This window comes from Pseudidiomarina sp. (genome assembly GCF_033722695.1).
Classification (GTDB): Bacteria; Pseudomonadota; Gammaproteobacteria; order Enterobacterales; family Alteromonadaceae; genus Pseudidiomarina.
Genome location: NZ_JAWVYM010000006.1, coordinates 98,186 through 122,437, shown reverse-complemented (window position 1 = coordinate 122,437; position 24,252 = coordinate 98,186). Strand labels below are relative to the sequence as shown.

Genomic DNA, 24,252 nt, shown 5'->3' with positions numbered 1-24,252 from the left:
GCCAGGCCTTCGCGCTGTCCATGCGCACCGGCAACCACTGTAACGCCTTCATCAAGTAGCTTTTTCGCCACATCGGCGTTGTTAAAGTGGTTGTAGTGGTCATGGGGCGCTTTCTCCCGGCGTACGGAAGCCACCAGGGCATCCTGCGGAACAAATTTGCTCAGCTTTGGATGTTTCCAGACGTCCGTTTCAGCATACCAGTAGTTCTCACCCCAGATACCGCCATAAGCCACACCCAGTGTTGGCGTGTAGGCAACTTCGGTCTGACTCCAGAACTGCTCAATATCGTCATAGATTTTGGCAACCGGAATGGAGTGCTCAATCGTAGTATGGCCATCGGCAATCATGCTCAGGTTGTGCTGCAGTAATGAACCGCCTTCAGGTACTACCATCATCTCGAGCTCTCGACCGGCCTGCACCACCTGCTGACGCTGATTACGGCGTGGCTGGTTATAGCTCTTCACCGAGAAGGCACCAATTTTCTTCAGCCGCTCCAGATGGAATTTAGCATCATCAAGGCTATCCACATGTGAGGTATAACCTGGACCATTTGCACCATACAGAATGGTACCGGTCGAGAACGTCCGCGGCGCGTTAATCAGTCCGGCTTTTTGTAGCTCGCTGGCCGCAAAAATTTCCGTGGTGTCGTTGGACGGATCGTGGATCGAGGTTACACCGAAGCTCAGCGTGGCGTATGTTTTCCAGTTCTGCTCAGGGATAATCTCATTATCGCCCTGCGGACCGTGTGCGTGACCATCGAACAGGCCCGGCATCACAGTTTTGCCGGTGGTGTCGATAACCACCGCATCAGCCGGAACGGTGACGTCTGCTTTCGCGCCAACGGCAATGATCTTGTTGCCGCGCACAATAACGGTGCCCTGCTCGATCACTTCTTCGCCTTCCATGGTGATTACCTGGCCGCCAACGAAAGCGACTGCCTCATCATGGATATTGGCATCGGCTTCAAAACTGATATCCAGGCCATCAGACACCTGCTCAAAAGCAGCATCGTCGGCCTTGATATCAAACATACCGGCCACTGAGCTGTGATAGAGCTCAGGTCCAAGCGACCAGTATAGCGCCGAGCCATCTGCGGTCCAGGAAATATTCTCGCCGGCCCGGGCTGACAGTTGCTGTACCGGGAACTGCTTGTCGGTTGGGCTGATTTTGATTGGCGCCCCACGTTCTACGAAGGGCGTGACAAATACTTTGAAACGCTCAGCGAAAGCCAGGTGACTGCCATCAGGAGCAACCCGGAATTCAGTGGCATGCTCTGAGGTATAAAGCGTGCGTTGTTCGCGGGTGGTGGTATTAACCGAGAACAATTCTTGCGCCGCGCCCGAGTCCATCAGATAAACCCGGTCGCTACGGGCGCCGAACTGTGGCTGATAGCCACGCTCGCTGATTAGGGTGGGCTTGGCCCCACGCTGCAGCCCAACATGGTAAATACCTGGCTCCAGACCATAAGTGTCAGGAGTGATATACCCCCCGCGAATTTTGCGGTACACCAGGCTATTACCATCCGGGCTGAATACCGGCTCGATAAACTTGCCGGTGCCGGTATTGATAATCTGCTCCTGGCCAGATTTCAGATCGCGCACGACCAGACTACCCTGAGCCTGATCATCCCAGGTGGCATAGGCCAGTTTGCTGCCATCACGGGAATAGGTTGGATACAGCTCCCAGGTACCCTCGCGGTTGGTCAGACGCTTCGGCGTACCATCAGGCAAACTGCGGACATAGAGCTTACCGAGCGCTTCATAAACCACTTCAGAGCCATCTGGCGCAACCTGCACCATCCGTAACATCTTCACTTTGAAGCGATCTTGGTCCAGGTTCTGCTCAAAGCGCAGCGCTTGCTGAACCTTTTTGGTGGTGCTGACGCTGAATGGGATCACTTTGGCATTACGATCAGTGATATCCAGCTGCATGATTTTACCATCGGCCCAGAACACCAGGTTCTGGCTATCCGGAGTCCAGTCCATGGTCGGATAGACGCCATGAATTGCCCAGGTTTCCTGCATATCGCGATCCAGCTGCGTGTACAACCGGCGCTTTTCACCTGATTCCAGGTCATAAAGATACAACACGCTGTTGAAGTCTTCGCGCTTCACATAGGCCAGGTATTTACCGTCCGGTGACGGCGTCGGGCGAATAGCACCGCCGGCGCCAGCCAGAATCACATCGATCTCGCCCGTTTCGCGGTCAAAGCGTTTAATTTCATAGATACCTTCCAGCGAGTCTTTGCTGTAGTGGAAGGTTTTGCCCGGGGTATCATCCTGGGAGAAATAGATGTAACGGCCATCGGGTGAAAACGCCGGTTCGCCCAGATCTTTCTGATCGTTGGGGCGTTCCGTCAGCATCACACCACTGCCACCGCTACGATGGTACATCCAGACTTCGCCGGCACCCAGCGAGCGGCGCGCGGTAAAATGCTTACGGGCGACCAGAAACTCACCGTCGGGACTCCAGGCCGGGCTGTTCAGCAAGCGGAAGGTTTCATTGGTGACTGCCCGTGGATTACTGCCATCGGCATCCATGATCCAGATATTGTCGCCGCCGTTGGCGTCCGAGGTATAAGCAATGGACTTGCCATCAGGTGAATACACCGGCTGCATATGCCAGGCAATGCCACCAACCAGCAGTTCAGCGTCGCCACCTTTTGCTGGGATCCGATAGATATCACCCAGCATGTCAAACACAATATATTGGCCGTCAGGGCTCATGTCGACGTTCATCCAGGTACCTTCATTGGTATTGATCTGGATGTCTTTAAACTCGCCTTGCGGTGCACTGACGTCCCACTCAGATTTATCCTGAGCAAAAGCCGGAGCGGCAAGTGCCACTCCGATTGATAAAGCTAATGCGGTTAATTTTTTCATCTTATATCGCCTGTTTATTTATATTTGGCCGCTTCGCCTTCGGCTGGGAGAGATTTCAGAATGAATTCACGCAGATCCTGATTCGATAACTTCAGATCTTCAGCGCGCAGATACATCATGTGGCCGCTGCGATAGCCTTTAAAACCGATGCGGTGACTCATTTTTCCGCTTGGGTCCAGGTGCCACATATTGTATTTGCCATCGAAATAGTTGGTAGCGCCGTCAAAGTAACCCGACTGGATCAGCACATGCAGGTAGGGGTTTTGTGCCATCGCCTGACGCAGGTTGCGGCCGGTATTATTGTTAGTGCGATCCCACGGATGTACCGGACCAAACATGTTGTATTTCAGGTCAGTTTTGTAGTTCAGTTCTTCACGCAGATAGTAGTTAATCGCTGGCGTGAATGAGTGTAACCACGAAGTCAGTTCAGCGTTGTAATCCGGACGAGCGCCAACGTCTTTGGCGTCAATTCCCAGATAACGGGAATCCAGGCGGCCGATGGTGTGGCCACGCTCGCGCAGCAGCTCTTTCCAGAAGAACGAGGTTTCAATTTCCAGGTTGGAACGCATGACTGTGGTCTTATCCAGACCTGAGTAGTAAGCCACCTGGCCCGCAATACGCTCGCGCTCAGCGCCGTTCAGCAACGCACCTTTTGCCAGCGCCGGCAGATAGGTGTCCATGGTGTATGCTTCAACTTCTTCTAACACGTCCAGCAGATCTTTATCCTGCAGATCCGACGGCAATGCTTTGTGGTACCAGGCAGCAGCGGCAAAGTATGGCAGGCGGTTCGCGGCTTTTACCGGGCCTTCACGTTCCAGGCCAATATCAGTCGGGGAAACCAGAATAACGCCATTCAAGTACATCCACTGACGGTTCTGCAGTTCCAGCGCCAGCCCCGATACACGGGTAGTGCCATAGCTTTCACCAATCAGGTACTTCGGCGAGCGCCAGCGATTATTGCGGGTAACAAAGGTATTTACCCAGTCAGCCAGGTATTTCACGTCAGCATTTACGCCAAAGAATAACTTCTGCTGCTCTTCGCGTGACGGCAGCTTGCCATCTTTAAATGGCAGTACGCGGGAATAGCCGGTGTTGACTGGGTTCACAAATACGATATCGGCTACATCCAGCACTGAGTGAGGGTTGTCTTTCACGCCGTAAGGCATGATCGGGAAGCCTTCGTCATCAACCCGCAGCGATTTTGGGCCGGTATAGGCGATGTGCATCCAGACTGATGCTGAGCCCGGGCCGCCATTGAAAGAAATGAGTAACGGACGATTCTCAGGATTTTTTACGTCCTGGCGCTGGTAATAGGTAAAGTATAAGGCAGCGATAGCATCGCCTTCTTCGTTAAATACCGGCTGAGTGCCGGTAGTGGCGGTATATTTAAAGCGCTCACCATTTATGTCAGCACGGTGCTCGGTTACCACCACCTGATCGGGGTTAATCTTGGCTTCAGGCAGATCCTGAGCGACGCTGGTAACACTGACTGACGCCAGTAAACCAGCAAGAATCCAAGTACGCATAGTATTTATCATTATAGTCACCTACTGTTTTTACAATGAGACCATTTAAAGGGACTCAGCCGCAAAGCTCAAGAGCCCTTGAGATCAATTAACCAATTAACGGGCTATGTCGTTATCCGAACCCAGCATAACCGCATTAGAAGCAAAACAACATTGACTTTCAATACATATGGATTAGCATATATATGAAATTCCATATAGGTTGAAAGCATGGATCCTGTCGTACTCTTTAAATGCCTGGCTGACGACACGCGCCTGCGCTGTTTGCTGCTGATACAGCGCGAAACCGAGCTTTGTGTATGTGAACTGACTACGGCGCTTGATGAAAGCCAGCCAAAAATATCCCGTCACCTGGCGCTACTTCGCGCCTGCGGTCTGCTGAAAGACCGCCGCGAGGGGATCTGGGTTTTCTATCAGCTACATCCGGATTTGCCGCACTGGGTTAGTGAAATGCTCGATCTGTTATCCCGCGAACATGACAGCTACCTGCAACCGTGCCTTATGAACCTGCAGCGCATGGGTGAACGCCCGCAACGCGGCAGCTCATGTTGCCCGGCGTAAACGATTTGAATTGCACCGAGAATTGCACAGGAGAGAAGCGATGACGATTAAAGTTGGAATTAACGGTTTAGGGCGTATTGGCCGGTTGGCCCTGCGCGCTGGCTGGAACCATCCGGAACTGGAGTTTGTGCGGGTTAACGACCCGGCTGGCGACGCCGTTACTTTTGCTCATTTGCTGAATTTTGATTCGGTCCATGGCCGTTGGGATCATCACGCCACAGCCAGTGAAGAGGGCCGCTTTATTGCCATTGGCAAACGCTCACTCGCGTTCAGCCAGAATAAAGAGATCAACGATACCGACTGGTCCGACTGTGACCTGATTATTGAAGCCAGCGGCAAAATTAAAACCACCGGGCTGCTGCAGGACTATCTGGATCAGGGCGTCAAACGCGTGGTGGTGTCAGCCCCCGTAAAAGATGAAGGCGTGCCTAACATTGTGCTGGGCGTTAACGACAGCGACTTTGATCCCACGCAGCACCGGATTGTTACCGCGGCCTCCTGTACCACCAACTGCCTGGCACCGGTGGTTAAGGTTATCAATGAGAAGCTGGGTATCAAACATGGCTCCATGACTACTATTCATGATTTAACCAATACCCAGACTATTCTCGATGCTGCCCACAAGGATCTGCGTCGGGCGCGGGCCTGCGGTATGAGCCTGATCCCAACTACTACCGGGTCGGCAACGGCAATCACCACAATTTTTCCCGAGCTTAAAGGCAAGCTGAACGGGCACGCGGTGCGGGTGCCGCTGGCAAACGCGTCACTGACCGACTGTGTATTTGAGGTCCAACGCGCAACCACTGCAGAAGAAGTGAATGGCTTTTTCAAAGCGGCCGCTGAGGGAGAACTCAAAGGTATCCTTGGCTATGAAGAGCAGCCACTGGTGTCCATTGATTACAAAACGGATCCCCGGTCGAGCATCGTTGATGCGCTGTCAACCATGGTGGTCAACGACACCCACGTAAAAATCTACGCCTGGTACGATAACGAGTGGGGCTACGCCAACCGCACCGTGGAACTGGCAGCGCTGGTTGGCAAGGCAGATTAGTAAATGCTCGCGACACTTCGCAATCTGAGCGCACCGGTGCGCCAGTATTTACTCATTACAGGTAACTACTGGGCGTTTACCCTTACCGACGGCGCCCTGCGGATGCTGGTGGTGCTGTACTTCCATCAACTGGGGTACAGCCCACTCAGTATTGCGATGCTGTTTCTGTTTTACGAAGTTTTTGGCGTGGTCACGAACCTGGTTGGTGGCTGGCTGGGCGCGCGTATCGGCCTGAACCGCACCATGAATATGGGTCTTGGCCTGCAGATTATTGCCCTGAGTATGCTGCTGGTACCGGCTGAATTGCTGACTGTGATCTGGGTAATGATCGCCCAAGCGCTATCGGGTATCGCGAAAGACCTGAACAAAATGAGCGCGAAAAGCGCGATAAAAACGTTAATTCCTGCCGACGCACAGGGGCAGCTTTACCGGTGGGTCGCTATTCTCACCGGCTCTAAAAATGCCCTGAAAGGCATCGGTTTTTTCCTCGGTGCCTTGTTGCTCTCGCTAATTGGTTTCAAGGGCGCTATTCTGCTTATGGCATTGGCGCTGCTGGCGGTATGGTTGTTCAGTCTCTGGCGCCTGGCAGCCGACCTGGGCAAAGCTAAATTTAAGCCCAGATTCCGCGAAATTCTGTCCAAAAGCCTCGCCATCAACGTACTGTCTGCCGCCAGGCTGTTCCTGTTCGCCGCCCGCGATATCTGGTTTGTGGTGGCGCTGCCGGTTTACCTGAGCACCCAACTCAACTGGGATCACTGGCGCATCGGCGGCTTTATGGCGCTATGGGTTATCGGCTACGGTGCGGTACAAAGCGTCGCGCCCCGGTTCACCCGCACGCACAACGCTTTCGGGTGGGGGCTGGCGCTGGTAGTAACGCCGCTGTTGATCATTAGCGGGCTTTACTGGCAGTTACCATCAGCAACGGTGCTGGTCGTGGGGCTATTGGTGTTCGGTTTTGTGTTTGCTATAAACTCGGCCTTGCACAGTTATCTGATTGTCAGTTATGCGCGCGGCGACGGAGTTTCACTTGATGTCGGCTTTTATTACATGGCCAATGCTGGTGGCCGTCTGCTGGGGACTATCTTGTCAGGCTGGGTTTACCAGGCCTATGGCCTGACGGCCTGTCTGGCTATATCGGCGCTATTTATACTAATTGCTGCGCTACTGGCGCTCGCGCTACCGCGCGGGACTGATGGCAATTATGCCTGAACAACGTGTTTCGTCTCTGGCTTCAGCCATTTCTCGGCAAACCGCTCACCAGTCATGGGCCGGTCAAAATAAAAGCCCTGCGCAAAGTCACAGCCGGCCGCCTTCAAAATGCGTACCTGCTCCGCCGTCTCGACACCCTCAGCGATGGTGCGCATACCAAGACTTTTCGCCATGGCAATAATGGTGGAGACAATCGCTTCACTATTCTTATCTTCATGCATGTTCTGCACAAACGACATATCGATTTTCAGAAAATCAATAGCGAAGCGCTGCAAATACGCCAACGACGAATAGCCCGTGCCGAAATCATCTATCGCCAGCCGGAAGCCCTCATCCGCCAGCTCTTTAGTAATACGAGCGGCCTCCTCGGCGTCCACCATTAAATCGCTTTCGGTGATTTCCAGGGTCAGTAAATTAGACGGGATATCCCCCCGTAATTCGACGAACCTCTCAGCCAGTTGGGGATTATTAAACTGCTGCACAGCCAGATTAAGCGACATCCCGACAACGTCGCCGAACTGCTGTTGCCAGTCTCTTATTTGCTGACAGCTCAGTTGCATCACCATATCGCCGAGTTTTTCCAGTAGTCCCTGTTCCCGCGCAATACCGATAAAGACATCCGGCGGCACCGAACCCAATTCATCATCGCGCCAGCGACACAGTACTTCAGCGCCGACAAGAGCTCCCGTATGCAAATCAATCTGAGGCTGAAAGTAAATGGCCAGACCATCGTTGTGAATTGCCTCTATAAAACGCTCGGTCTGGTACTGACGCTTAACTAACTGGCTGGCTAAAGCCTCGTCATAGAGGCACAAATCCGAATTCATCAGCTTGGCCTGATGCATCGCTATACTCGCCGCCTGCAAGAGACTTTCGGCGGAACTTGAATTGTCTGAGCAAGCCACGCCCACAGTTGCCCGCAGTCTGAATTCACTGTCGTTAATGCTGAACGGCGGTGTCAGTGCCTGTCGCAGACGTTTTACGATAGCAGCTTGTTTGCCTGGTTGGTAATCGCTTACCACCAGTGCGAATTCATCACCGGCAAACCGGGCCAGATATTCATCAGGCCCGGTTATCGCCTGCAACCGTTCGGCAACTTTCCGAAGTAGTATGTCGCCGATATGGAAGCCCTGCAGATCGTTAATTTCTTTGAAGCGCTGCAAATCAAGGACCAGCAATGCCACCCGCTGATTATTGGCTGCTGCATCGTGATAGAACTCATTGAGCTTTTCTAAAAACGCAAAACGGTTAGGCAAATCGGTGACCGTATCCTGGTACGCAAGTTTACTAATTTTCTCATGCTGTAAATGGCGCTCGGTGATGTCTTCGATAAAGCCCTCAATGTATGAGCTTTGGCTCTCTTCGCCGCTAATGACTTGACCTTGCTCCGAAACCCAGCGCTGTTCTCCGTTGGCGTGCACAATTCGATAAGTGATTTCAAACGCGCCCGTTTTGCGCTGGGAGTCGACCAGCTGTTGCCTCAGTTCTTGCCTATCTTCCGGAACAATAATATCGAAGTAGGAGCGATCCTTGTTATTAAGTAATTGTTCAACCCGGTAGCCGGTAAGCTTTTCAGCGCCGCAGCTCATAAACTCCATGGTCCACCGCCCGTCGTTCTTGCACCGATAGGCGACACCCGGCAGATTGCTCATCAACGTCGACAATCGCCTTTCGCTTTCCCGCAAACTCTGTTCGGTATGCGCCTGGGCTAAATGGGCAGCAGCCTGGGCAGCGGCAATGCGCACCACCTCGGCGGCGGTGGCAGAAAAATCGCTGGGGGTATTATGCATTATCGCCAGCAACCCCAGTTGATTACCATCGCGATCCCGCAGCGATACGCCAAGGTAGCTCTCCGCTGCGGTTTCCTGTAACAGATGATCATCGGGAAAGCGCTTACGTACACCTTCAGGGTAGCTACAAAAATCGCCGCGCACGACCATCTCGCACGGGGTCCCGTGCAATAAATAACGAACATCCGCAACATGCCTGCCCATCGAGTAGTTTGCCAGCGAGCGGGCATAGCCCGAGTCGTCTGGGCAAGTTTCAGCAATAAGGACGTGATCTACAGACAGTATCTGGGCCAGCAGTTCGGCCAATTTGGCAAAGAATTGCGGTGAGCCGCTGTGGATGAGGTTACCGGCAAGTCGATGAAAAGCGGCTTCCGCATCAACTTGTATTGCTCCTTTGCTATTCAACGCCATTATCCGCCCTAACTTGTAAACTAGTTTATTTATCCGTTTAACATTTAACATATACCTAAAGCGCAAAGGGTCAAGTTTTTTCTTGCCGCAAAAAAAAGCGGGCCGGGCCCGCTTTTTTATAACTAAGCTGTGCCAGCATTACCGGTAAAGGTCTGTCGCCGGGCAGCTACACATCAGGTTACGGTCGCCGTAGACGTCGTCGATACGGTTCACGCTCGGCCAGAACTTATTCACCTTCACCGCAGCTACCGGATAGGCGCCGGTTTCGCGGTTGTAAGGGCGGTCCCAGTTACTGTCAACTAAGTCAGCCAGCGTATGCGGAGCGTGGTGCAGCGGGTTGTTATCCTGCGGCCATTCACCGTTTTCGACTTTGCGGGCTTCTTCACGGATTGCAATCATCGCCTCGATGAACCGGTCCAGTTCGGCTTTGGACTCTGATTCAGTCGGCTCCACCATCAGGGTGCCAGCCACCGGGAAACTCATGGTCGGCGAGTGGAAACCATAATCCTGCAGGCGTTTGGCCACGTCCACTTCAGTCACGCCGGCGGCGTCTTTCAGTGGCCGCAGATCAACGATACATTCGTGAGCTACGCGGGCGTTACGGCCTTTATAGAGGATTGGATAGTGATCGCTCAGCTTTTTGGCGATGTAGTTCGCGTTCATAATCGCAACTTCGGTTGCTTCACGCAGTCCCGGGCTACCCATCATGGCGATATACATCCAGGAGATCGGCAGAATGCTGGCGCTACCGAAAGGAGCCGCCGCCACCGCGCCATTATCCAGGCCCGTACCATGAATCGGCACCACGGTGTGGTTTGGCAGGAACGGCGCCAGGTGCTTTTTCACACCGATTGGACCCATGCCCGGACCGCCGCCGCCATGCGGAATGCAGAAGGTTTTGTGCAGGTTCAGGTGCGATACATCAGCGCCTACGTAGCCTGGCGAGGTCACGCCAACCTGAGCGTTCATATTGGCGCCATCCAGGTAAACCTGACCGCCAAACTCGTGAATGGTGTCACAAATAGTACGGATGCCTTCTTCGTACACACCATGCGTTGACGGGTAGGTGACCATGATACAGGATAAGTTATCACCGGCTTCGGTCGCTTTGGCTTTCAGATCATTCAGATCAACGTTACCGTTCTTATCACAATCAACCACCACCACGTTCATGCCCATCATCTGCGCTGTGGCCGGGTTAGTGCCATGAGCTGAACTTGGAATTAAGCAGATGTTACGATGGGCTTCGCCGCGGCTGGCATGATACTTCTGAATGGCCAGAAGGCCAGCGTACTCGCCCTGGGCACCCGAGTTCGGCTGCAACGACATATTGTCATAGCCGGTGATGTCAATCAGCCATTCAGACAGGGTGGTCAGCAGTTCACCGTAGCCGGCTGCCTGATCGGCCGGACAGAATGGGTGCAGCTGACCGAATTCAGGCCAGGTGACCGGGATCATTTCGGCTGTAGCGTTGAGCTTCATGGTACATGAGCCTAACGAGATCATGCTGTGGTTCAGCGACAGATCTTTATTTTCCAACTGCTTGATATAACGCAGCATCTCAGTTTCTGAGTGATAGCTGTTAAATACCGGATGGGTCAGGATGTCGCTCTGGCGAACCAGGTCGGCGGGAATCGATTCGACTTCGCCGGCTGCTATTCGGCTGTCAAGGGTTTCGATATCCAGGCCATGATCAGCACCCAGAATAACTTCAAAGAGTACTTCGATATCCGCACGGGTTTTGGCTTCATCTAAACTCACACCAAACACGCCATTGCCATCAACCCGCAGATTCAGACCCGCGTCGACCGCTCGGCGCTGCAGATCGTCAGCGTTTCCTTCATAAGCAAAGGTCAGGGTGTCGAACCAGTGGCTGTTAATCAACTGCACGCCCTGATCACGCAAACCAAGTGCCACGATATCGGTCAGGCGGTGGATGCGCGAAGCAATGGTACGCAGCCCTTGCGGACCATGGTAGACGGCGTAGAAGGAAGCCATGTTCGCCAGCAGTACCTGGGCGGTACAGATGTTCGAGTTCGCTTTCTCGCGGCGGATATGTTGCTCACGGGTCTGCATCGCCATCCGCAGCGCCACGTTACCGCGGGTATCTTTAGATACACCGATAATGCGGCCCGGCAATGAGCGCTTGTACTTGTCGCGGGTTGCAAAGAAGGCGGCATGGGGGCCACCGTAGCCCATTGGCACGCCAAAGCGCTGAGCTGAACCCAATACGATATCTGCGCCCATTTCGCCCGGCGCTTTCAGCAATACCAGGCTCATGATATCGGCAGCCACAGCAACCACGCCGTTCTGCTGCTGCACCGCAGCAATCAGTTGTTCGATATTATGTATCTCGCCCTGACGGTCCGGATACTGCAATAACGTGCCGAACACGTCGTGATCAACAACCTGACGGGCCGGCGCGACCACCACTTCAAAGCCGAACATTTCAGCGCGGGTTTTTACTACATCTATGGTTTGTGGAAATACGTTATCAGCGACAAAAAATACATTCGACTTGCTCTTACTGACACGCTTGGCCATCGCCATGGCTTCAGCTGCGGCAGTTGCTTCGTCCAGCAACGACGCACTGGCCAGATCCAGACCGGTGAGGTCCATGGTCATTTGCTGGAAGTTCAGAATTGCTTCTAAACGACCCTGAGCAATTTCCGGCTGATAAGGCGTGTAAGCCGTGTACCAACCCGGATTTTCCAACACATTACGCAGAATCACGTTCGGCACCAGGGTGTCGTAATAACCCATACCGATATAAGAAGTCAGCACCTGGTTTTTCTTCGCGATGGTCCGCAACCTGGCCAGGGCTTCACGCTCGTTTAAAGGCTCACCGACCTGCAAAAAAGGCTCGCGACGAATCGCGCCCGGCACCGTATCGTGGGTCAGCTCTTCCAGCGACCCGACGCCAAGCTCTTCGAGCATAGCGGCCTGCTCATCGGCGCTTGGGCCAATGTGGCGGGCGATGAATTCTCCGTGATTTTCTAACTGCTTAAGTGTTGTGGTCGTCATGTACTTCTGGTCCCCTGGGTTCGGGTGGATAGAGATCACTTGAAACACAAAACCCCGGCGTTAAGAACCGGGGTTAGTGTATTTGCTTTTAAAACTTACTCTTCTTCAATAACGGCTTCGTATGCTTCTGCATCCAGCAAACCGTCTAATTCACTTGGGTCAGTCGCCTTGATCTTAAACAACCAACCATCGCCATATGGGTCACTGTTGACGCTCTCCGGCGAGTTCTCCAGCTCTTCGTTGATTTCAACGATTTCGCCGGTAATAGGAGCATATACGTCAGAAGCAGCCTTGACTGATTCGGCAACCGCGATGTCATCACCGGTATCAACGTTAGAGCCAACTTCCGGCAGCTCGACAAAAACCATATCGCCCAGCAAGTCCTGTGCGTGCTCGGTCAGGCCTATAGTGTAAATACCGTCACCTTCGTTACGTACCCACTCGTGCGTCGCAGTGTACTTAAGTTCTTTAGGGATAGTGCTCATGTTCTGTTCCTTTCAATAAGTTTTAAATATTATTCTGACAGCATGCCGGCCAGGGTTAGCTTACGCCAACACCGATTTACCATTACGCACAAAACTTGGTTTCACTACGCTAACTGTAACTAATTTTCCCCGGATTTCCACCTCAGCGGTATCGCCCACTGACGCTGGTACCCGAGCCATGGCGATCGAGAAGCCCAATGTCGGCGAGAAGGTTCCTGACGTAATCACCCCTTCTTCGCCGTTAACGACCACTTTCTGGCCGTGACGCAGTACACCTTTTTCTTTCATTACCAGCCCGACCAGCTTGTTGTGGTCCGTGGCTTTTTGCTGCTCCAGCGCGGCGCGGCCGATAAAGTCACGGTCGGCCGGTTCAAAGGCGACACTCCAGCCCATGTTCGCTTCCAGCGGGGTTACATTTTCATTCATATCCTGGCCGTACAGGTTCATGCCCGCTTCCAGACGCAGGGTATCCCGCGCACCAAGGCCACTTGGCTGGACACCCAGGTTGAGCAGTTCCTGCCACAAGCCTTCCGCCTGGTCTGCCGGAACAATAATTTCATAGCCTTTCTCACCGGTATATCCCGTGGTGGCGATAAAAAGATCACCAACCTGCTCAGACATAAACGGCTTCATGTTGACGACATCGGCAAATGCTTTATCGCCGAGCAACAGTTTTAATTTCTCCGCAGCTTTTGGTCCTTGCAGCGCCAGCATGGCGAATTCAGAACGTTCAGTTACTTCCACATCAAAATCAGCAGCAACCGATTGGATCCAGTTCAGATCGCGTTCCCGCGTCGCTGAGTTGACCACCAGGCGGTACGACTCGTCAGTAAAATAATAGACGATGAGATCATCAATAACCCCACCCTGCTCGTTGAGCATGCTGCTGTATTGGGCTTTACCCGGTATCGACAGTTTGGCGACATCATTAGCGAGCATATAGCGCAGAAAGTCTTTCGCCTGCTTGCCCTGCACATCGACGATGGTCATGTGTGATACGTCGAAGATTCCGGAGTCACTGCGCACAGCGTGGTGTTCTTCAATTTGCGAGCCGTAGTTCAGTGGCATTTTCCAGCCATAGAAGTCGACCATCTTCGCGCCTGCTTGAATGTGTGCGTCGTACAAAGGTGTGCGGTTCGCCATACTCAGGGTGTCCTGTGCTTTGTTCGTTCATAAAATAGGTGCGAATTATAAAACTCTCAGAGCATCGCAACAAATGAATAATGCTTATAAATAAATTAATTTATTTAATAGTGATATAATTTTTATTGTCTTTACTTATTGCATCCGTAATTAGCGGGATGCCGGGGTCGCTACCATGCAACATTTGTCACTCGACGCGCTACGCGCTTTTATCAGTGTTTACGAGCTGCAGAGCTATACCGCAGCAGGTCAGCAGTTGGGTCGTTCGCAACCGGCCATTAGTTTACAGGTTCAGCGCCTGGAAGAACAATTAGGCCGCCAGTTGATTCACCGCACCGGCGGTCGAATTCAGCTGACTCAGTCAGGCAGTGAGCTGATTGATGCCGCGCGCCAGTTGCTCAACCTCAACGATCAGATCCTGGTACGCTTTACCGAATCGTCACTCTCGGGCCGGGTGCGTCTGGGCATTCCCAGTGAGTTTGCCAGCAAGTTGCTGCCCCAGGTGGTCGGTCAGTTTGCCCAGGCTTATCCCAACGTAACTCTGGCGGTAACCTCGGCTCTGAGCAGAGATCTGTTGCGCGACGACAACTCTAATTTTGATCTGGTGGTGGCACTCACTGAACCCGATCACAAAGCATCCAACAGCAATCTGGTCGTTCTCAAGCAAGAGCCGCTGGTGTGGGTCGGGCCCGGCATTAGCGCCATGGCTGACCTGTCGCTAAGCCCTCAGGCTAGCCTGTCGCTGGTCGCCGCGCCGGAAGGCTGTATTTACCGGCGCCGCGCGGTCGCCGCGATGCGAACCATGGGCCGACCTATACGGATCAGCTATACCAATGCCGATTTTTCCGGTCTCACCGCCGCCATCGAGAGTGGCTTGGGTATTACTGTACTCGCCGCCAGTACAGTACCGACCAACCTGGCGCGGCTGACAGAACTACCCGAGCTGGGTGAGGTTAGTGTGGTGATGCAGCTGGCAAGCCAGGATAATCAGGCGGCGGGACAACTGGCGCGGTTTATCAGCGAGCGCCTGTAGCGGCTGTTTTCATTGCCGGGCGCTTACTGCCCGAGCGCGGCGTGGATCAGCCGTTGCTTCAGCGACGACAACCGGTGCGCCAGTTGCAGGCCAAGGCCCCGCGCCATTTTGATCAGCGGCTGGCTGGTACCAAAGCCACGTTTAAAACTTTCCATTGCGGCAATCATCACCACTGCGGCCGCTTTACGTTCCCGCTCCCAGCTTCGCAGTGCGCGTTGCCGATCGTCGCCGATAGTGTCGCTAAACACTCTGAGTAGTGCAGCTACATCGGCAAAACCAAGGTTGGCCCCCTGCCCCGCCAGCGGGTGGATACTATGGGCAGCATCGCCAATCACAATCAGCCGCTGCTGCAGCCAGCGCTGAGCGTAATGCATACGTAACGGAAAGCTCGCCCGGGGCGAGGCCAGTTGCAGTTTACCGAGGCAATGGTCGCTGGCGGCTTGCAACTGCTTACAAAAATCGTCTTCGGACATGGCTTTTAGTTGTTCTGCCCGCTCATTATCAGCCGACCAGACAATTGATACCTGCTGCGGATCAGCCAGCGGCAGGAAAGCCAGAGGGCCTTCCGGCATAAAGACCTGTCTGGCGACACCGCCATGAGGCTGCACGGTATTTATTACTGCGACTATGCCTTGCTGCTCGTAGTCCCAGAAAGTAAGCGGTAACTGCGCCCGCTCGCGGGTCTGTGAGCGCGCCCCATCGGCGGCAATAAGGTAATCTGCCTGCAGTTGCCGGCCATCGGATAAGCTCACCCGAACGCCATTGTCATCCAGTTGCTGGGCGCTTACTGTGGTACCGGGGCTAAGGCGCACACCGGCCGCCTCTGCCGCATCCCACAGTGTCTGTTCCAGCACAGCATTTTCGACAATAGCACCGAGGTTATCCTGATGGACTTCAGCGGCATCAAACTGGATGCGCCCGAAGCTGTCACGATCCCATACCTCCATTCCGGTATAGGGTCCAAGGCGCGCTCCAGGCAACGTCTTCCACACGCCCAGTTGCTGCAACAAGTCACGGCTGCGGTGCGCCAGCGCGCTGACCCGTAGCTCAGGCGCGTCGCTGTAGTCGGGGCGCTCGCCCTGCTCAATAAGATCCACCTGATGCCCTTGCTGCCGCAACCCCAGCGCCATACTCAGACCCATCATGCCAGCGCCGGTAATAATAAAGTTCTGTCCTGCTTTGCTCATTGCAGCTACTCCGTCACCGGTTTTAACTGGTCTACATAGCCCATGGTCTGGCGGGCGAACTGCTGTTGCAGCGGAGGCAGAATATCCAGCCCCAACAACGCCAGGTTGCGGCACAAGGTCAGGGGTATGAAGGTATTCGAAAACCCCCGCACCAGCAGATCGGTCAGACCGATCACGCGTTTATAATCCGCCTCGCGATGCTGCCAGTAATTGTTCAGTACCCGATAGCTGCCAGGATCATCGCAGTGCCGCAGCACTTCACTCAATACAATGGCGTCGCGCACGCCCAGGTTGAAGCCCTGGCCGGCAATCGGGTGCAGCGCATGGGAAGCATTGCCAATAAGCAGCGCGCGGTGGGCGACATTATTCTTTGCCAGTTGCATGCGTAACGGAAACTGCAGCCGTTCGCCCACGGCGGTAAAGCGTCCGGCACGATAACCGAATGCCCGCTGACAACGGCGCAGGAATTCAGCATCGCTGCTGTGTCGCACTTCTTCAGCCGCTGCCGGCGGCAGGCTCCATACTAATGATGCCTGATACTCGCTAAGCGGCAGCAGCGCAACCGGCCCGTGTTCGGTAAAGCGCTCGTACGCCCAGCCCGCCATCGGCTGCGATAAGGTTAAGGTGGTGATTATCCCTTCCTGCTGATAGTCGCTTTGATCAGTCTCTATATTTAAGGCTTCGCGTACCCGCGAGCGCTGACCATCAGCGCCGACCAGCAAGCGTGCAAATAAACTATGCTCGCCTGCGTTTTGCTGGTAAATAATTTCGCTGCTTTGGCGGCCTGCCTTGATTTCGCTAAAGCGGGCACCGGCGACCCAGTCAATATTATTCTGTGCCTGGCAGGCGTCATATAGTGCCAGATTTAAATCAGCTGCAGCAATTACCTGGCCCAGCGCCGGCACCTGGTGTTCCTCTGCGTGCAGTCGGGTAACACCAGCATAGCCGCGATCACTGACATGAATATGCTCGATAGGGTACGCCGTTTTACTCAGTTGCGACCAGATCCCTTCGCGCTCCAGCAGGCCGACCGTACCGGCAGCCAGCGCAATAGTGCGTCCGTCCTGAACCGGCCCTGAGGGCTGTGGTTCAAGTATTTTAATCTGCCAATCTGGTCGATGGCGGGCGATCAGTAATGCGCTTAGCGCGCCAACCAGGCCGCCGCCGGCAATCACTACCGGGGTTACTTTTGCTGCATCCATTGTTCTATCTCAGCCACGGTTTTAGGTACGCCGCCGGTCAGATTTTCGTACCCGTCAGCAGTGACGATGACATCGTCTTCAATCCGAATTCCAATGCCATGCCAGCGTTCATCGACATCGGCCATGCCCGGGGGTATATAAATGCCCGGCTCAACGGTCAGCACCATTCCTGGCGCAAACTTCTGTTTTTTACCGGCAACGTCGTAGGTTCCGACATCGTGTACGTCGAGACCCAGCCAATGGCCCAGACCATGAATAAAGAACTTCCGGTAGCTGGTTTGCTCCCAGTGCTGCTTGAAGCTGCCGGTCAGGATTCCCAGATCCAGCAGGCCCTGCGTAATAGCGCGGGCGGCTGCTTCCTGAGCGGCGGGCAGGTTACTACCGGGTTTAATGGTCGTCAGCGCTGCTTCCTGCGCGGCAAGTACCACTTCATACAGCGCCCGTTGCGATTCAGTGAAGCGGCCATTAACGGGGAAGGTGCGGGTAATATCCGCGGCATAGCCCTGAAACTCAGCGCCGGCATCAATCAGCAGTAAATCACCATCCTGCAACTGGCTGCTGTTCTCGGTGTAATGCAATATGCAGGCGTTCTCACCGCTACCGCAAATGGTGCCGTAGGCCGGTCCGGCCGCGCCCTGCAGCGCAAACTCATGGTGAATTTCAGCGGCTACCTGGTATTCATAAGCGCCGGGGCGGGTACAGCGCATCGCCCGCTTGTGGGCGTCCACACTAATAGCGGCAGCTCGGCGCATCAGCTCAAGTTCAACCTCACTTTTAACTAAGCGCATTTGCGCCAGGGTCGGGGCCAGGTCATGCCATGCCTGCGGCGCCCGATCGCCTTTTTTCGGGGTACGCCGCAGCTCAGCCGCAAGCTCATGTAGCATGGTCGTCAGGTCAGGTTTGTCATGGGGGGTATACACGCTATGCACGCCGTTCAATAAAGCAAACAAGTGTTCATCGGCATCCTCGATTGAGTAGGCACCATCCACACCCAACTCCTGTGGCGCCCGATCGACACCTAGCCGGCGGCCATGCCAGACTTCGGCGCGAGGGTCGCTGGGCTGACAAAACAACTGTACCGGCTCGTCGTGATCCGGCAGCAGCACCAGTAACGCGTCCGGCTCATTAAAACCGGTCAGATAATAAAAGTCGCTGTCTTGCCGGAACGGATATTCCGTGTCGCGGCTGCGGGTGGCGAGCTGCGCAGACGGAATAATGGCGATGGCCGGTTCCGGCTGCTGCCGCAGGAAGTCAAGGATCTGCTGGCGGCGTGACTGGTATTCAGAACGAAGTTTCGACATCTTTACAGACACCTATACCGTGGGATTTATGAACAGAGGATTAATGTAGTGTTTTATTGGTTTTGCAGCCGCCATCAGGGTTCTGGCCAAGCTCGGTGAAACAGAGCACAGCCGAAATCCGCAGGTATTCAACAATTTCAAAATAGGCGCGCTCAGCATCTTCTTCGTCGTCAATGGAGAAGTCGAGCTTGGCAATCTCGACCATATCGTCGATAGCCTCGCGCAAATCAGCCGACAGTCCCGCCAGGTTGGTCTGGTTCACGCCGAAGCCAACCAGAAAGGACTGATCCCAGGCAATTAATGCCTGCAAACGCTCGTACAGAGGTTCATGGTCACCCGGCAGAACTAACTGGAAACTGAGATCCGGATCACTCATACCGACCGTGATATCGTTCGCCATTTCTTCAAGCTTTTCTCGCACCGCCGGCGGCAATTGCTGCCCTTCGTTCAGCAGATCGCTGAGTAATAACAGCCAGTCGTCGCCCTTCAGGCTGGCGCCGCCGGCTACCATCCCCGACAGAATACCGTGCACCTCGGCAGCATTTGAAAGAATTCCCTGTTGGGTAAAAAACTCTGTCAGACGATCATAAGAGTGCAAGTTGTTTTCTGAACCATCCGTATCAGACATAGTAAATCTCTTGTGCTGGATTATTATCGCAAATTATCTTCGCTATCCTATCACTGCGCAGTGCGCCAGGCTAGCTGACAAACCCCCGCTGAACATGTCATACTATAGACGAATTTGAATTCGTGACTAACAAGGATCCGGCATGAGTCAGCGCACCATCGACATCAAGTTAATTGATCGCCTGTATACGGTAAACTGCCCGGCCGGACAAGAAGTTGCTCTGCAGCAAGCGGCGGACAAACTTAATAGTAAGCTGGAACAGATCCGCAGCGGTACCCGGCTTACGCATCCGGAACAAATTGCGGTGATGGCGGCGCTTAATCTTTGTCACGAAACGACGCAAACCGCATTAGCACAACAAGAGCGGATTACTGAGCTCGAAGATAAAATCAAGCTGTTGCAGGAAACCCTGGAACAAGTCATGAGCGAACAGCGGCCGCGCCGCTAACTTCAGCTCGTAATCCGACCACATTATGATTGCCTGGGATGTGCGCCAGCACGCCTATGTCCCTGAGCCGATGTCATCAGTAAAGGGGCTCACTGAGCGGCTATTGTGCAAGCTCGACATGTATCGAGAAGCCTACGGTCGTGATTTGCGCCCCGCCTTGAACCAGTGGGTTCAAGGGCTACGGCACGCAGCGGCATCCCGGGCAATCACCCTTATTTCGCTGAGGCTTTAGCCTCACGCACCAGCTCACGAACGTCTTCCAGTAACTCCTGCGCATCATAAACGATGCCATCTTTGATGGTGTACCGAATACCTTTGGTGCGCATCGGCTCGTTGTTCGCGTTCAACTTGTAGTGCCCCGTGCCATACAGGACCTTGAAGTTACCCATAGGGTTTTCATCGACAATCAGCATGTCAGCTTTTTTGCCCGGCACTATGCTACCGATGTCGCTTTCCAGGCCCAGAGCTTCGGCACCGTTTAAGGTGGCCGCCTGAATGACCTCGAGGTTGTTAAATCCGGCCTCTCGCAGTAATTCGAGTTCACGTATAAACCCAAATCCGTAAATTTTATAGATATAGCCAGCGTCTGAGCCTGTGGTTACTCGCCCGCCGTGGTTCTTGTAATCATTAAGAAAGGTCATCCATTTCTGATAATTCTGGCGCCAGGCCACTTCATCATCGGTAGTCCAGTCAAACCAGTAAGAGCCATGGGCATAACGGCTGGGCGTGAAGAAATCCCACAGTTGCGGTAGCGTGTAGTCCTCGTGCCAGATAGCCTGGCGCTCACGCATCAGATCGCGGCTGGCTTCATAGATGGTCAGGGTCGGGTTGATGGTGAAGTCGAGGCTGATCAGTTCATCCCGCACTTGCTGCCATTTTTCGGAACCCGGTTCAGCCGCCTGCTGCCAAAGCCGACCGGCTTCGCTGAAGCGATCCTGCTCGTTGTTATAGTTGTAATCCGCCGGGTAGTCCTGAATCACCTGATCGGTAAATAGCGCTTCGGGAAGCCCATACCAGTGTTCCATCGTACCAAGGCCCAGCCGGGCCGAGTCAATCACGTTGGTCCGTGTGACGTTTAACTGAGCATGATGCATCATGGTGCCCAGCCGTTGGCGATGGGCTTCGTCGAGGGCTGCTTCGATAACCCGCGGAGTAGCACCGAAAAACTTAATGCCGGCCGCGCCCTGACGCTTAATATCACGCACCCAGATGCGCGCTTGCTCGGCAGTAAAGATCGGCTCCTCTGCATTCATGCCAAAGCCCGCGTAAGGAACGATACGGGGCGAAACGATGGTATTCTTTTCGGCACGTTCCACGTGCCATTTAACCCAGTCCAGCCCGTTAAAACTGCCTGGTTCACGCACTGTGGTAATGCCATGAGCCAACCACAACTTGAGCACATATTCAGCCGGGATCCCGTCAGCCGAACCACCAATATGGCCATGCATATCGACGAAGCCTGGCAAAATGTACTTACCGCTGACATCCAGTTCCTGGTCACCGGGCTGAGCCTTCGGACGCCCCTGCTCAATTACCGGCACGCCGGGATGCCCGACGCTGACTACCTGGACAATGCGATCCTTTTCAATGATGATATCAACCGGCCCGATGGGTGGAGCGCCCTCGCCGTTAATTAAGGTACCGCCACGCAAAATCAGCCGGGTATAGGGCCCGTCGCCCTGATCTGCCCGGGGCGGAGCTTTCGGGGGCGCAGCGAGTGCAGCCGAGAGTCCGGCCAGCAAAGTCGCCACAAGAGAAATCGTAGTCAGTAACCGAATCATCATGATATAACACGCTTTTATCAGAGTAAGAATTAACCAAGGATAGCAGTGCCGTGAACCGACAGCAATTACGTGAGCACCTTCTGCGCCAGCGTGAACGGCTCAGCGCCGCCGAGCGTGAGCGTGCAGCGGCGGATCTCGGTGACCGATTGCTGGCACTACCCGAGCTCCAACACGCCGAAACCGTTGGCAGTTATCACAGTATTCGTGCTGAACTCCCTACTCACGCGCTGAATCTTGAGCTGGCGCAAAATCATCGGCTCGCCTTACCGGTCTTGCACCCGGTCGTTCCGGGCCACCTGCTGTTTTTACGTCAGCACGAGCGCACCATCTGGAGTGCCAACCGCTTCGGCATCGGTGAACCCGCGCTACGCTGCCCTGATATCATCCCGTTACAACAGATCCAGATTCTGCTGGTTCCTCTGGTGGGCTTCGACACTATGGGTAATCGTCTGGGTATGGGCGGCGGCTACTACGACCGCACCCTGGCAAGCTGGCGCAAAGGTAAGTACCCCGGGTTGCTGCCTATCGGACTGGCCTATGATCTGCAGCGCGCCGACGCCATTCCCTGCGCTGCCTGGGATGTTCCCTTACCTATGGTGATCACGCCTGCGAAAGTGTGGGACTTCCGCCCCTGAAGCTGTATAGTTATAGACCCACGTTTTTACCAGGGATACAGCTATGACAACCTCTCAGGACGACCTTAAAAAACAAGTAGCGCAAGCTGCTCTCAAATATGTCAAACCCGGCTCAGTAGTCGGTATCGGCAGCGGCTCAACCGTAAACCTTTTTATTGATGCGCTGGCGTCGATGAAAGACGACATTGAAGGTGCCGTATCCAGCTCTGAAGCCTCCACCGAACGCCTGAAGTCCCACGGCATTGAGGTACTTGAACTTAACCACGTTGGTGAGTTACCGGTTTATATTGATGGTGCTGATGAAATTGACGAGCACCTGCGCATGATTAAAGGCGGCGGCGGTGCCCTGACCCGTGAAAAAATCGTCGCGGCCGTTGCCGATAAATTTATCTGTATTGTTGATGAGAGTAAACAGGTCGGCCGGCTAGGCCAGTTCCCCTTGCCCGTTGAAGTTATACCTATGGCCCGCTCCTATGTTGCCCGCCAGATTGTTAAACTGGGTGGGGATCCCGAATGGCGACAGGGCTTTGTTACCGATAACGGCAACCTGATACTGGATATTCACAACTTAGATATCCTTGACCCCGTGCAATTAGAGCAACAACTGAATAATATTGTTGGTGTCGTGACCAATGGTTTATTCGCTGACCGTAAAGCGGATATTGCCCTTATTGCCACCCCTGATGGAGTCAAAACCGTCGAATGAGTATAGTATCGCTAGCAAAAGATCGTATTCAGATCCTCTTACTTGAAGGGGTGCATGACAGCGCTGTTCAGGTATTCAGGCAGCGCGGCTATACCAATATTGAGCTGGTAAAGACCGCGCTGGATGAAGATGAACTTTGTGAGCGCATCAAAGATGTTCATTTTCTGGGTATCCGCTCGCGCACCCAGCTTACTCCGAAGGTATTCGCTGCCGCGCAAAAGCTGGCGGGGGTTGGTTGTTTCTGTATTGGCACCAACCAGGTTGATCTGCAGGCTGCGCGCCAGCACGGCGTGGTGGTTTTTAACGCGCCCTTTTCCAATACCCGCAGCGTTGCTGAGCTGGTGCTGGCTGAAATCATTATGTTGCTGCGCCGCATTCCCGAAAAAAATGCCGCCGCGCATCAGGGCGGCTGGGATAAGGCAGCCAAAGGATCCTATGAAGCGCGCGGCAAGATCCTTGGAATTATCGGTTACGGACATATCGGTAGTCAGCTGAGTATTCTGGCTGAGCAACTGGGTATGCAGGTCCGCTTTTACGACATTGAAAATAAACTGGTGCTGGGCAACGCGATACAGGTTCACTCACTGGAGGAACTCCTCCGCCAGGCTGATGTGCTTAGCCTGCACGTTCCCGAAACGCCGCAGACTCAGTGGCTGATCGGAGCCGAACAGATTGCCCGGATGAAACCCAGAAGTATTCTGATCAATGCCTCACGTGGCACGGTGGTGGTTATTGAAGCGCTGGCGGAAGCGCTTAAATCAGGCCATCTGGCCGGCGCCGCTATTGATGTATTCCCGGTCGAACCCGGTAGTAATGATGAGCGCTTTGAGTCACCGCTGCAGGGGCTGAGCAACTGCATTCTTACGCCTCATGTAGGTGGCTCAACCCAGGAAGCGCAGGAAAATATCGGGATCGAAGTAGCCGGTAAGCTGGTTCATTACTCGGATAATGGCTCTACGCTATCAGCGGTTAACTTCCCCGAAGTCTCGCTCCCAGCCCATGCTGGCTCGCGCCGGTTACTGCATATCCACGAGAACCGACCAGGTATGCTTACCCGCCTGAACCAGATCATGGCTGATGACAATATCAACGTATCCGGACAATATCTGCAGACCGACAGCGAAGTAGGTTATGTAGTGATCGATATAGATACACCGATTGAGGGAAATCAGGCGGACCGGATGTTGACAAAAATTCGGGAGATACCGGGCACTATCCGTGCCCGGGTATTGTATTAGACGGCTCG

19 protein-coding genes and 1 other RNA gene are annotated in these 24,252 nt (G+C 54.0%); 9 read left to right on the top strand and 11 right to left on the bottom strand.

Annotated elements, in window-relative coordinates:
- Together R3196_RS04285 and R3196_RS04280 are read right to left on the bottom strand one after the other, a co-directional pair.
- A partial coding sequence (locus R3196_RS04285; protein ID WP_318935417.1) for an amidohydrolase occupies positions 1 to 2,882 on the bottom strand: 2,882 nt, incomplete at its 3' end.
- 14 nt (positions 2,883 to 2,896) lie between these two features.
- A complete protein-coding gene (locus R3196_RS04280) occupies positions 2,897 to 4,408 on the bottom strand; it encodes a S10 family serine carboxypeptidase-like protein (protein ID WP_318935416.1) in 1,512 nt (503 codons plus the stop codon).
- Positions 4,409 to 4,618: 210 nt separating this feature from the next.
- On the opposite strand from R3196_RS04280, the gene R3196_RS04275 reads away from it, so the two are divergent.
- Genes R3196_RS04275 through arsJ form a run of 3 tightly spaced genes read left to right on the top strand, consistent with a single transcriptional unit; the run spans position 4,619 to position 7,229 of the window.
- Positions 4,619 to 4,969, top strand: coding sequence for a metalloregulator ArsR/SmtB family transcription factor (locus tag R3196_RS04275; RefSeq protein WP_318935415.1), 351 nt, complete (start codon positions 4,619 to 4,621; stop codon positions 4,967 to 4,969).
- Positions 4,970 to 5,009: 40 nt separating this feature from the next.
- The gene (locus R3196_RS04270; protein ID WP_318935414.1) at positions 5,010 to 6,020 is read left to right on the top strand and encodes an ArsJ-associated glyceraldehyde-3-phosphate dehydrogenase; all 1,011 of its coding nucleotides are present in this window, start codon (positions 5,010 to 5,012) and stop codon (positions 6,018 to 6,020) included.
- Between the two features lie 3 nt (positions 6,021 to 6,023).
- Positions 6,024 to 7,229, top strand: coding sequence for an organoarsenical effux MFS transporter ArsJ (gene arsJ / locus R3196_RS04265; RefSeq protein WP_318935413.1), 1,206 nt, complete (start codon positions 6,024 to 6,026; stop codon positions 7,227 to 7,229).
- Here arsJ and R3196_RS04260 read toward each other — a convergent pair.
- From R3196_RS04260 to gcvT, 4 genes are all read right to left on the bottom strand, one after another.
- The gene (locus R3196_RS04260) at positions 7,220 to 9,430 is read right to left on the bottom strand and encodes a putative bifunctional diguanylate cyclase/phosphodiesterase (RefSeq protein ID WP_318935412.1); all 2,211 of its coding nucleotides are present in this window, start codon (positions 9,428 to 9,430) and stop codon (positions 7,220 to 7,222) included. The two genes, arsJ and R3196_RS04260, sit on opposite strands and share 10 nt — an antisense overlap.
- Positions 9,431 to 9,568: 138 nt before the next feature.
- Positions 9,569 to 12,454: an aminomethyl-transferring glycine dehydrogenase gene (gcvP, locus tag R3196_RS04255; protein ID WP_318935411.1), complete on the bottom strand. Its 2,886-nt coding sequence runs from the start codon at positions 12,452 to 12,454 to the stop codon at positions 9,569 to 9,571.
- Between the two features lie 95 nt (positions 12,455 to 12,549).
- A complete protein-coding gene (gene gcvH, locus R3196_RS04250) occupies positions 12,550 to 12,939 on the bottom strand; it encodes a glycine cleavage system protein GcvH (RefSeq protein ID WP_318935410.1) in 390 nt (129 codons plus the stop codon).
- 60 nt (positions 12,940 to 12,999) lie between these two features.
- Positions 13,000 to 14,082: a glycine cleavage system aminomethyltransferase GcvT gene (gene gcvT / locus R3196_RS04245; RefSeq protein WP_318935409.1), complete on the bottom strand. Its 1,083-nt coding sequence runs from the start codon at positions 14,080 to 14,082 to the stop codon at positions 13,000 to 13,002.
- A gap of 175 nt (positions 14,083 to 14,257) precedes the next feature.
- Between gcvT and R3196_RS04240 the strand changes: the two genes are divergently transcribed.
- Complete coding sequence (locus R3196_RS04240; RefSeq protein WP_318935408.1) at positions 14,258 to 15,115, top strand: LysR family transcriptional regulator; 858 nt, start codon at positions 14,258 to 14,260, stop codon at positions 15,113 to 15,115.
- Between the two features lie 23 nt (positions 15,116 to 15,138).
- Here R3196_RS04240 and R3196_RS04235 read toward each other — a convergent pair whose 3' ends face one another.
- From R3196_RS04235 to R3196_RS04220, 4 genes are read right to left on the bottom strand one after another with little or no spacing between them, the layout of a single operon-like run.
- Positions 15,139 to 16,302 (bottom strand): UbiH/UbiF/VisC/COQ6 family ubiquinone biosynthesis hydroxylase, encoded by a 1,164-nt coding sequence (locus R3196_RS04235; RefSeq protein WP_318935407.1) that lies wholly within the window; start codon positions 16,300 to 16,302, stop codon positions 15,139 to 15,141.
- 5 nt (positions 16,303 to 16,307) lie between these two features.
- Complete coding sequence (gene ubiH / locus R3196_RS04230) at positions 16,308 to 17,504, bottom strand: 2-octaprenyl-6-methoxyphenyl hydroxylase (RefSeq protein ID WP_318935406.1); 1,197 nt, start codon at positions 17,502 to 17,504, stop codon at positions 16,308 to 16,310.
- Positions 17,486 to 18,805, bottom strand: coding sequence for a Xaa-Pro aminopeptidase (gene pepP / locus R3196_RS04225; protein ID WP_318935405.1), 1,320 nt, complete (start codon positions 18,803 to 18,805; stop codon positions 17,486 to 17,488). Before pepP ends, ubiH begins: the two co-directional genes overlap by 19 nt.
- Positions 18,806 to 18,845: 40 nt before the next feature.
- Positions 18,846 to 19,433 carry a UPF0149 family protein gene (locus tag R3196_RS04220; RefSeq protein ID WP_318935404.1) on the bottom strand — a complete coding sequence of 196 codons (588 nt, stop codon included), beginning with the start codon at positions 19,431 to 19,433 and terminating at the stop codon, positions 18,846 to 18,848.
- 142 nt (positions 19,434 to 19,575) lie between these two features.
- Between R3196_RS04220 and R3196_RS04215 the strand changes: the two genes are divergently transcribed.
- Together R3196_RS04215 and ssrS are read left to right on the top strand one after the other, a co-directional pair.
- A complete protein-coding gene (locus R3196_RS04215; RefSeq protein ID WP_318935403.1) occupies positions 19,576 to 19,881 on the top strand; it encodes a cell division protein ZapA in 306 nt (101 codons plus the stop codon).
- Positions 19,882 to 19,908: 27 nt separating this feature from the next.
- Positions 19,909 to 20,090: non-coding RNA, 6S RNA (gene ssrS / locus R3196_RS04210), on the top strand.
- Positions 20,091 to 20,093: 3 nt separating this feature from the next.
- Here ssrS and R3196_RS04205 read toward each other — a convergent pair.
- A complete protein-coding gene (locus tag R3196_RS04205; RefSeq protein WP_318935402.1) occupies positions 20,094 to 21,665 on the bottom strand; it encodes an amidohydrolase family protein in 1,572 nt (523 codons plus the stop codon).
- A gap of 50 nt (positions 21,666 to 21,715) precedes the next feature.
- On the opposite strand from R3196_RS04205, the gene R3196_RS04200 reads away from it, so the two are divergent.
- Genes R3196_RS04200 through serA form a run of 3 tightly spaced genes read left to right on the top strand, consistent with a single transcriptional unit; the run spans position 21,716 to position 24,244 of the window.
- Positions 21,716 to 22,300 (top strand): 5-formyltetrahydrofolate cyclo-ligase, encoded by a 585-nt coding sequence (locus tag R3196_RS04200; RefSeq protein ID WP_318935401.1) that lies wholly within the window; start codon positions 21,716 to 21,718, stop codon positions 22,298 to 22,300.
- Positions 22,301 to 22,343: 43 nt separating this feature from the next.
- Positions 22,344 to 23,006, top strand: a complete 663-nt coding sequence (rpiA, locus tag R3196_RS04195) for a ribose-5-phosphate isomerase RpiA (RefSeq protein WP_318935400.1) — start codon at positions 22,344 to 22,346, stop codon at positions 23,004 to 23,006.
- Positions 23,003 to 24,244: a phosphoglycerate dehydrogenase gene (gene serA, locus R3196_RS04190; RefSeq protein ID WP_318935399.1), complete on the top strand. Its 1,242-nt coding sequence runs from the start codon at positions 23,003 to 23,005 to the stop codon at positions 24,242 to 24,244. Before rpiA ends, serA begins: the two co-directional genes overlap by 4 nt.
- Positions 24,245 to 24,252: the final 8 nt, after the last annotated feature.

What these genes read in the sequence shown, in the direction of transcription:
- rpiA (WP_318935400.1), top strand. Translation starts at nt 22,344, where the DNA reads ATGACAACCTCTCAGGACGACCTTAAAAAACAAGTAGCGCAAGCTGCT.
- R3196_RS04220 (WP_318935404.1), bottom strand. Translation starts at nt 19,433, where the DNA reads ATGTCTGATACGGATGGTTCAGAAAACAACTTGCACTCTTATGATCGT.
- gcvP (WP_318935411.1), bottom strand. Translation starts at nt 12,454, where the DNA reads ATGACGACCACAACACTTAAGCAGTTAGAAAATCACGGAGAATTCATC.
- R3196_RS04235 (WP_318935407.1), bottom strand. Translation starts at nt 16,302, where the DNA reads ATGAGCAAAGCAGGACAGAACTTTATTATTACCGGCGCTGGCATGATG.
- R3196_RS04270 (WP_318935414.1), top strand. Translation starts at nt 5,010, where the DNA reads ATGACGATTAAAGTTGGAATTAACGGTTTAGGGCGTATTGGCCGGTTG.
- R3196_RS04260 (WP_318935412.1), bottom strand. Translation starts at nt 9,430, where the DNA reads ATGGCGTTGAATAGCAAAGGAGCAATACAAGTTGATGCGGAAGCCGCT.
- gcvT (WP_318935409.1), bottom strand. Translation starts at nt 14,082, where the DNA reads ATGGCGAACCGCACACCTTTGTACGACGCACACATTCAAGCAGGCGCG.
- arsJ (WP_318935413.1), top strand. Translation starts at nt 6,024, where the DNA reads ATGCTCGCGACACTTCGCAATCTGAGCGCACCGGTGCGCCAGTATTTA.
- ubiH (WP_318935406.1), bottom strand. Translation starts at nt 17,504, where the DNA reads ATGGATGCAGCAAAAGTAACCCCGGTAGTGATTGCCGGCGGCGGCCTG.
- R3196_RS04205 (WP_318935402.1), bottom strand. Translation starts at nt 21,665, where the DNA reads ATGATGATTCGGTTACTGACTACGATTTCTCTTGTGGCGACTTTGCTG.
- R3196_RS04280 (WP_318935416.1), bottom strand. Translation starts at nt 4,408, where the DNA reads ATGCGTACTTGGATTCTTGCTGGTTTACTGGCGTCAGTCAGTGTTACC.
- serA (WP_318935399.1), top strand. Translation starts at nt 23,003, where the DNA reads ATGAGTATAGTATCGCTAGCAAAAGATCGTATTCAGATCCTCTTACTT.
- pepP (WP_318935405.1), bottom strand. Translation starts at nt 18,805, where the DNA reads ATGTCGAAACTTCGTTCTGAATACCAGTCACGCCGCCAGCAGATCCTT.
- R3196_RS04275 (WP_318935415.1), top strand. Translation starts at nt 4,619, where the DNA reads ATGGATCCTGTCGTACTCTTTAAATGCCTGGCTGACGACACGCGCCTG.
- gcvH (WP_318935410.1), bottom strand. Translation starts at nt 12,939, where the DNA reads ATGAGCACTATCCCTAAAGAACTTAAGTACACTGCGACGCACGAGTGG.
- R3196_RS04215 (WP_318935403.1), top strand. Translation starts at nt 19,576, where the DNA reads ATGAGTCAGCGCACCATCGACATCAAGTTAATTGATCGCCTGTATACG.
- R3196_RS04240 (WP_318935408.1), top strand. Translation starts at nt 14,258, where the DNA reads ATGCAACATTTGTCACTCGACGCGCTACGCGCTTTTATCAGTGTTTAC.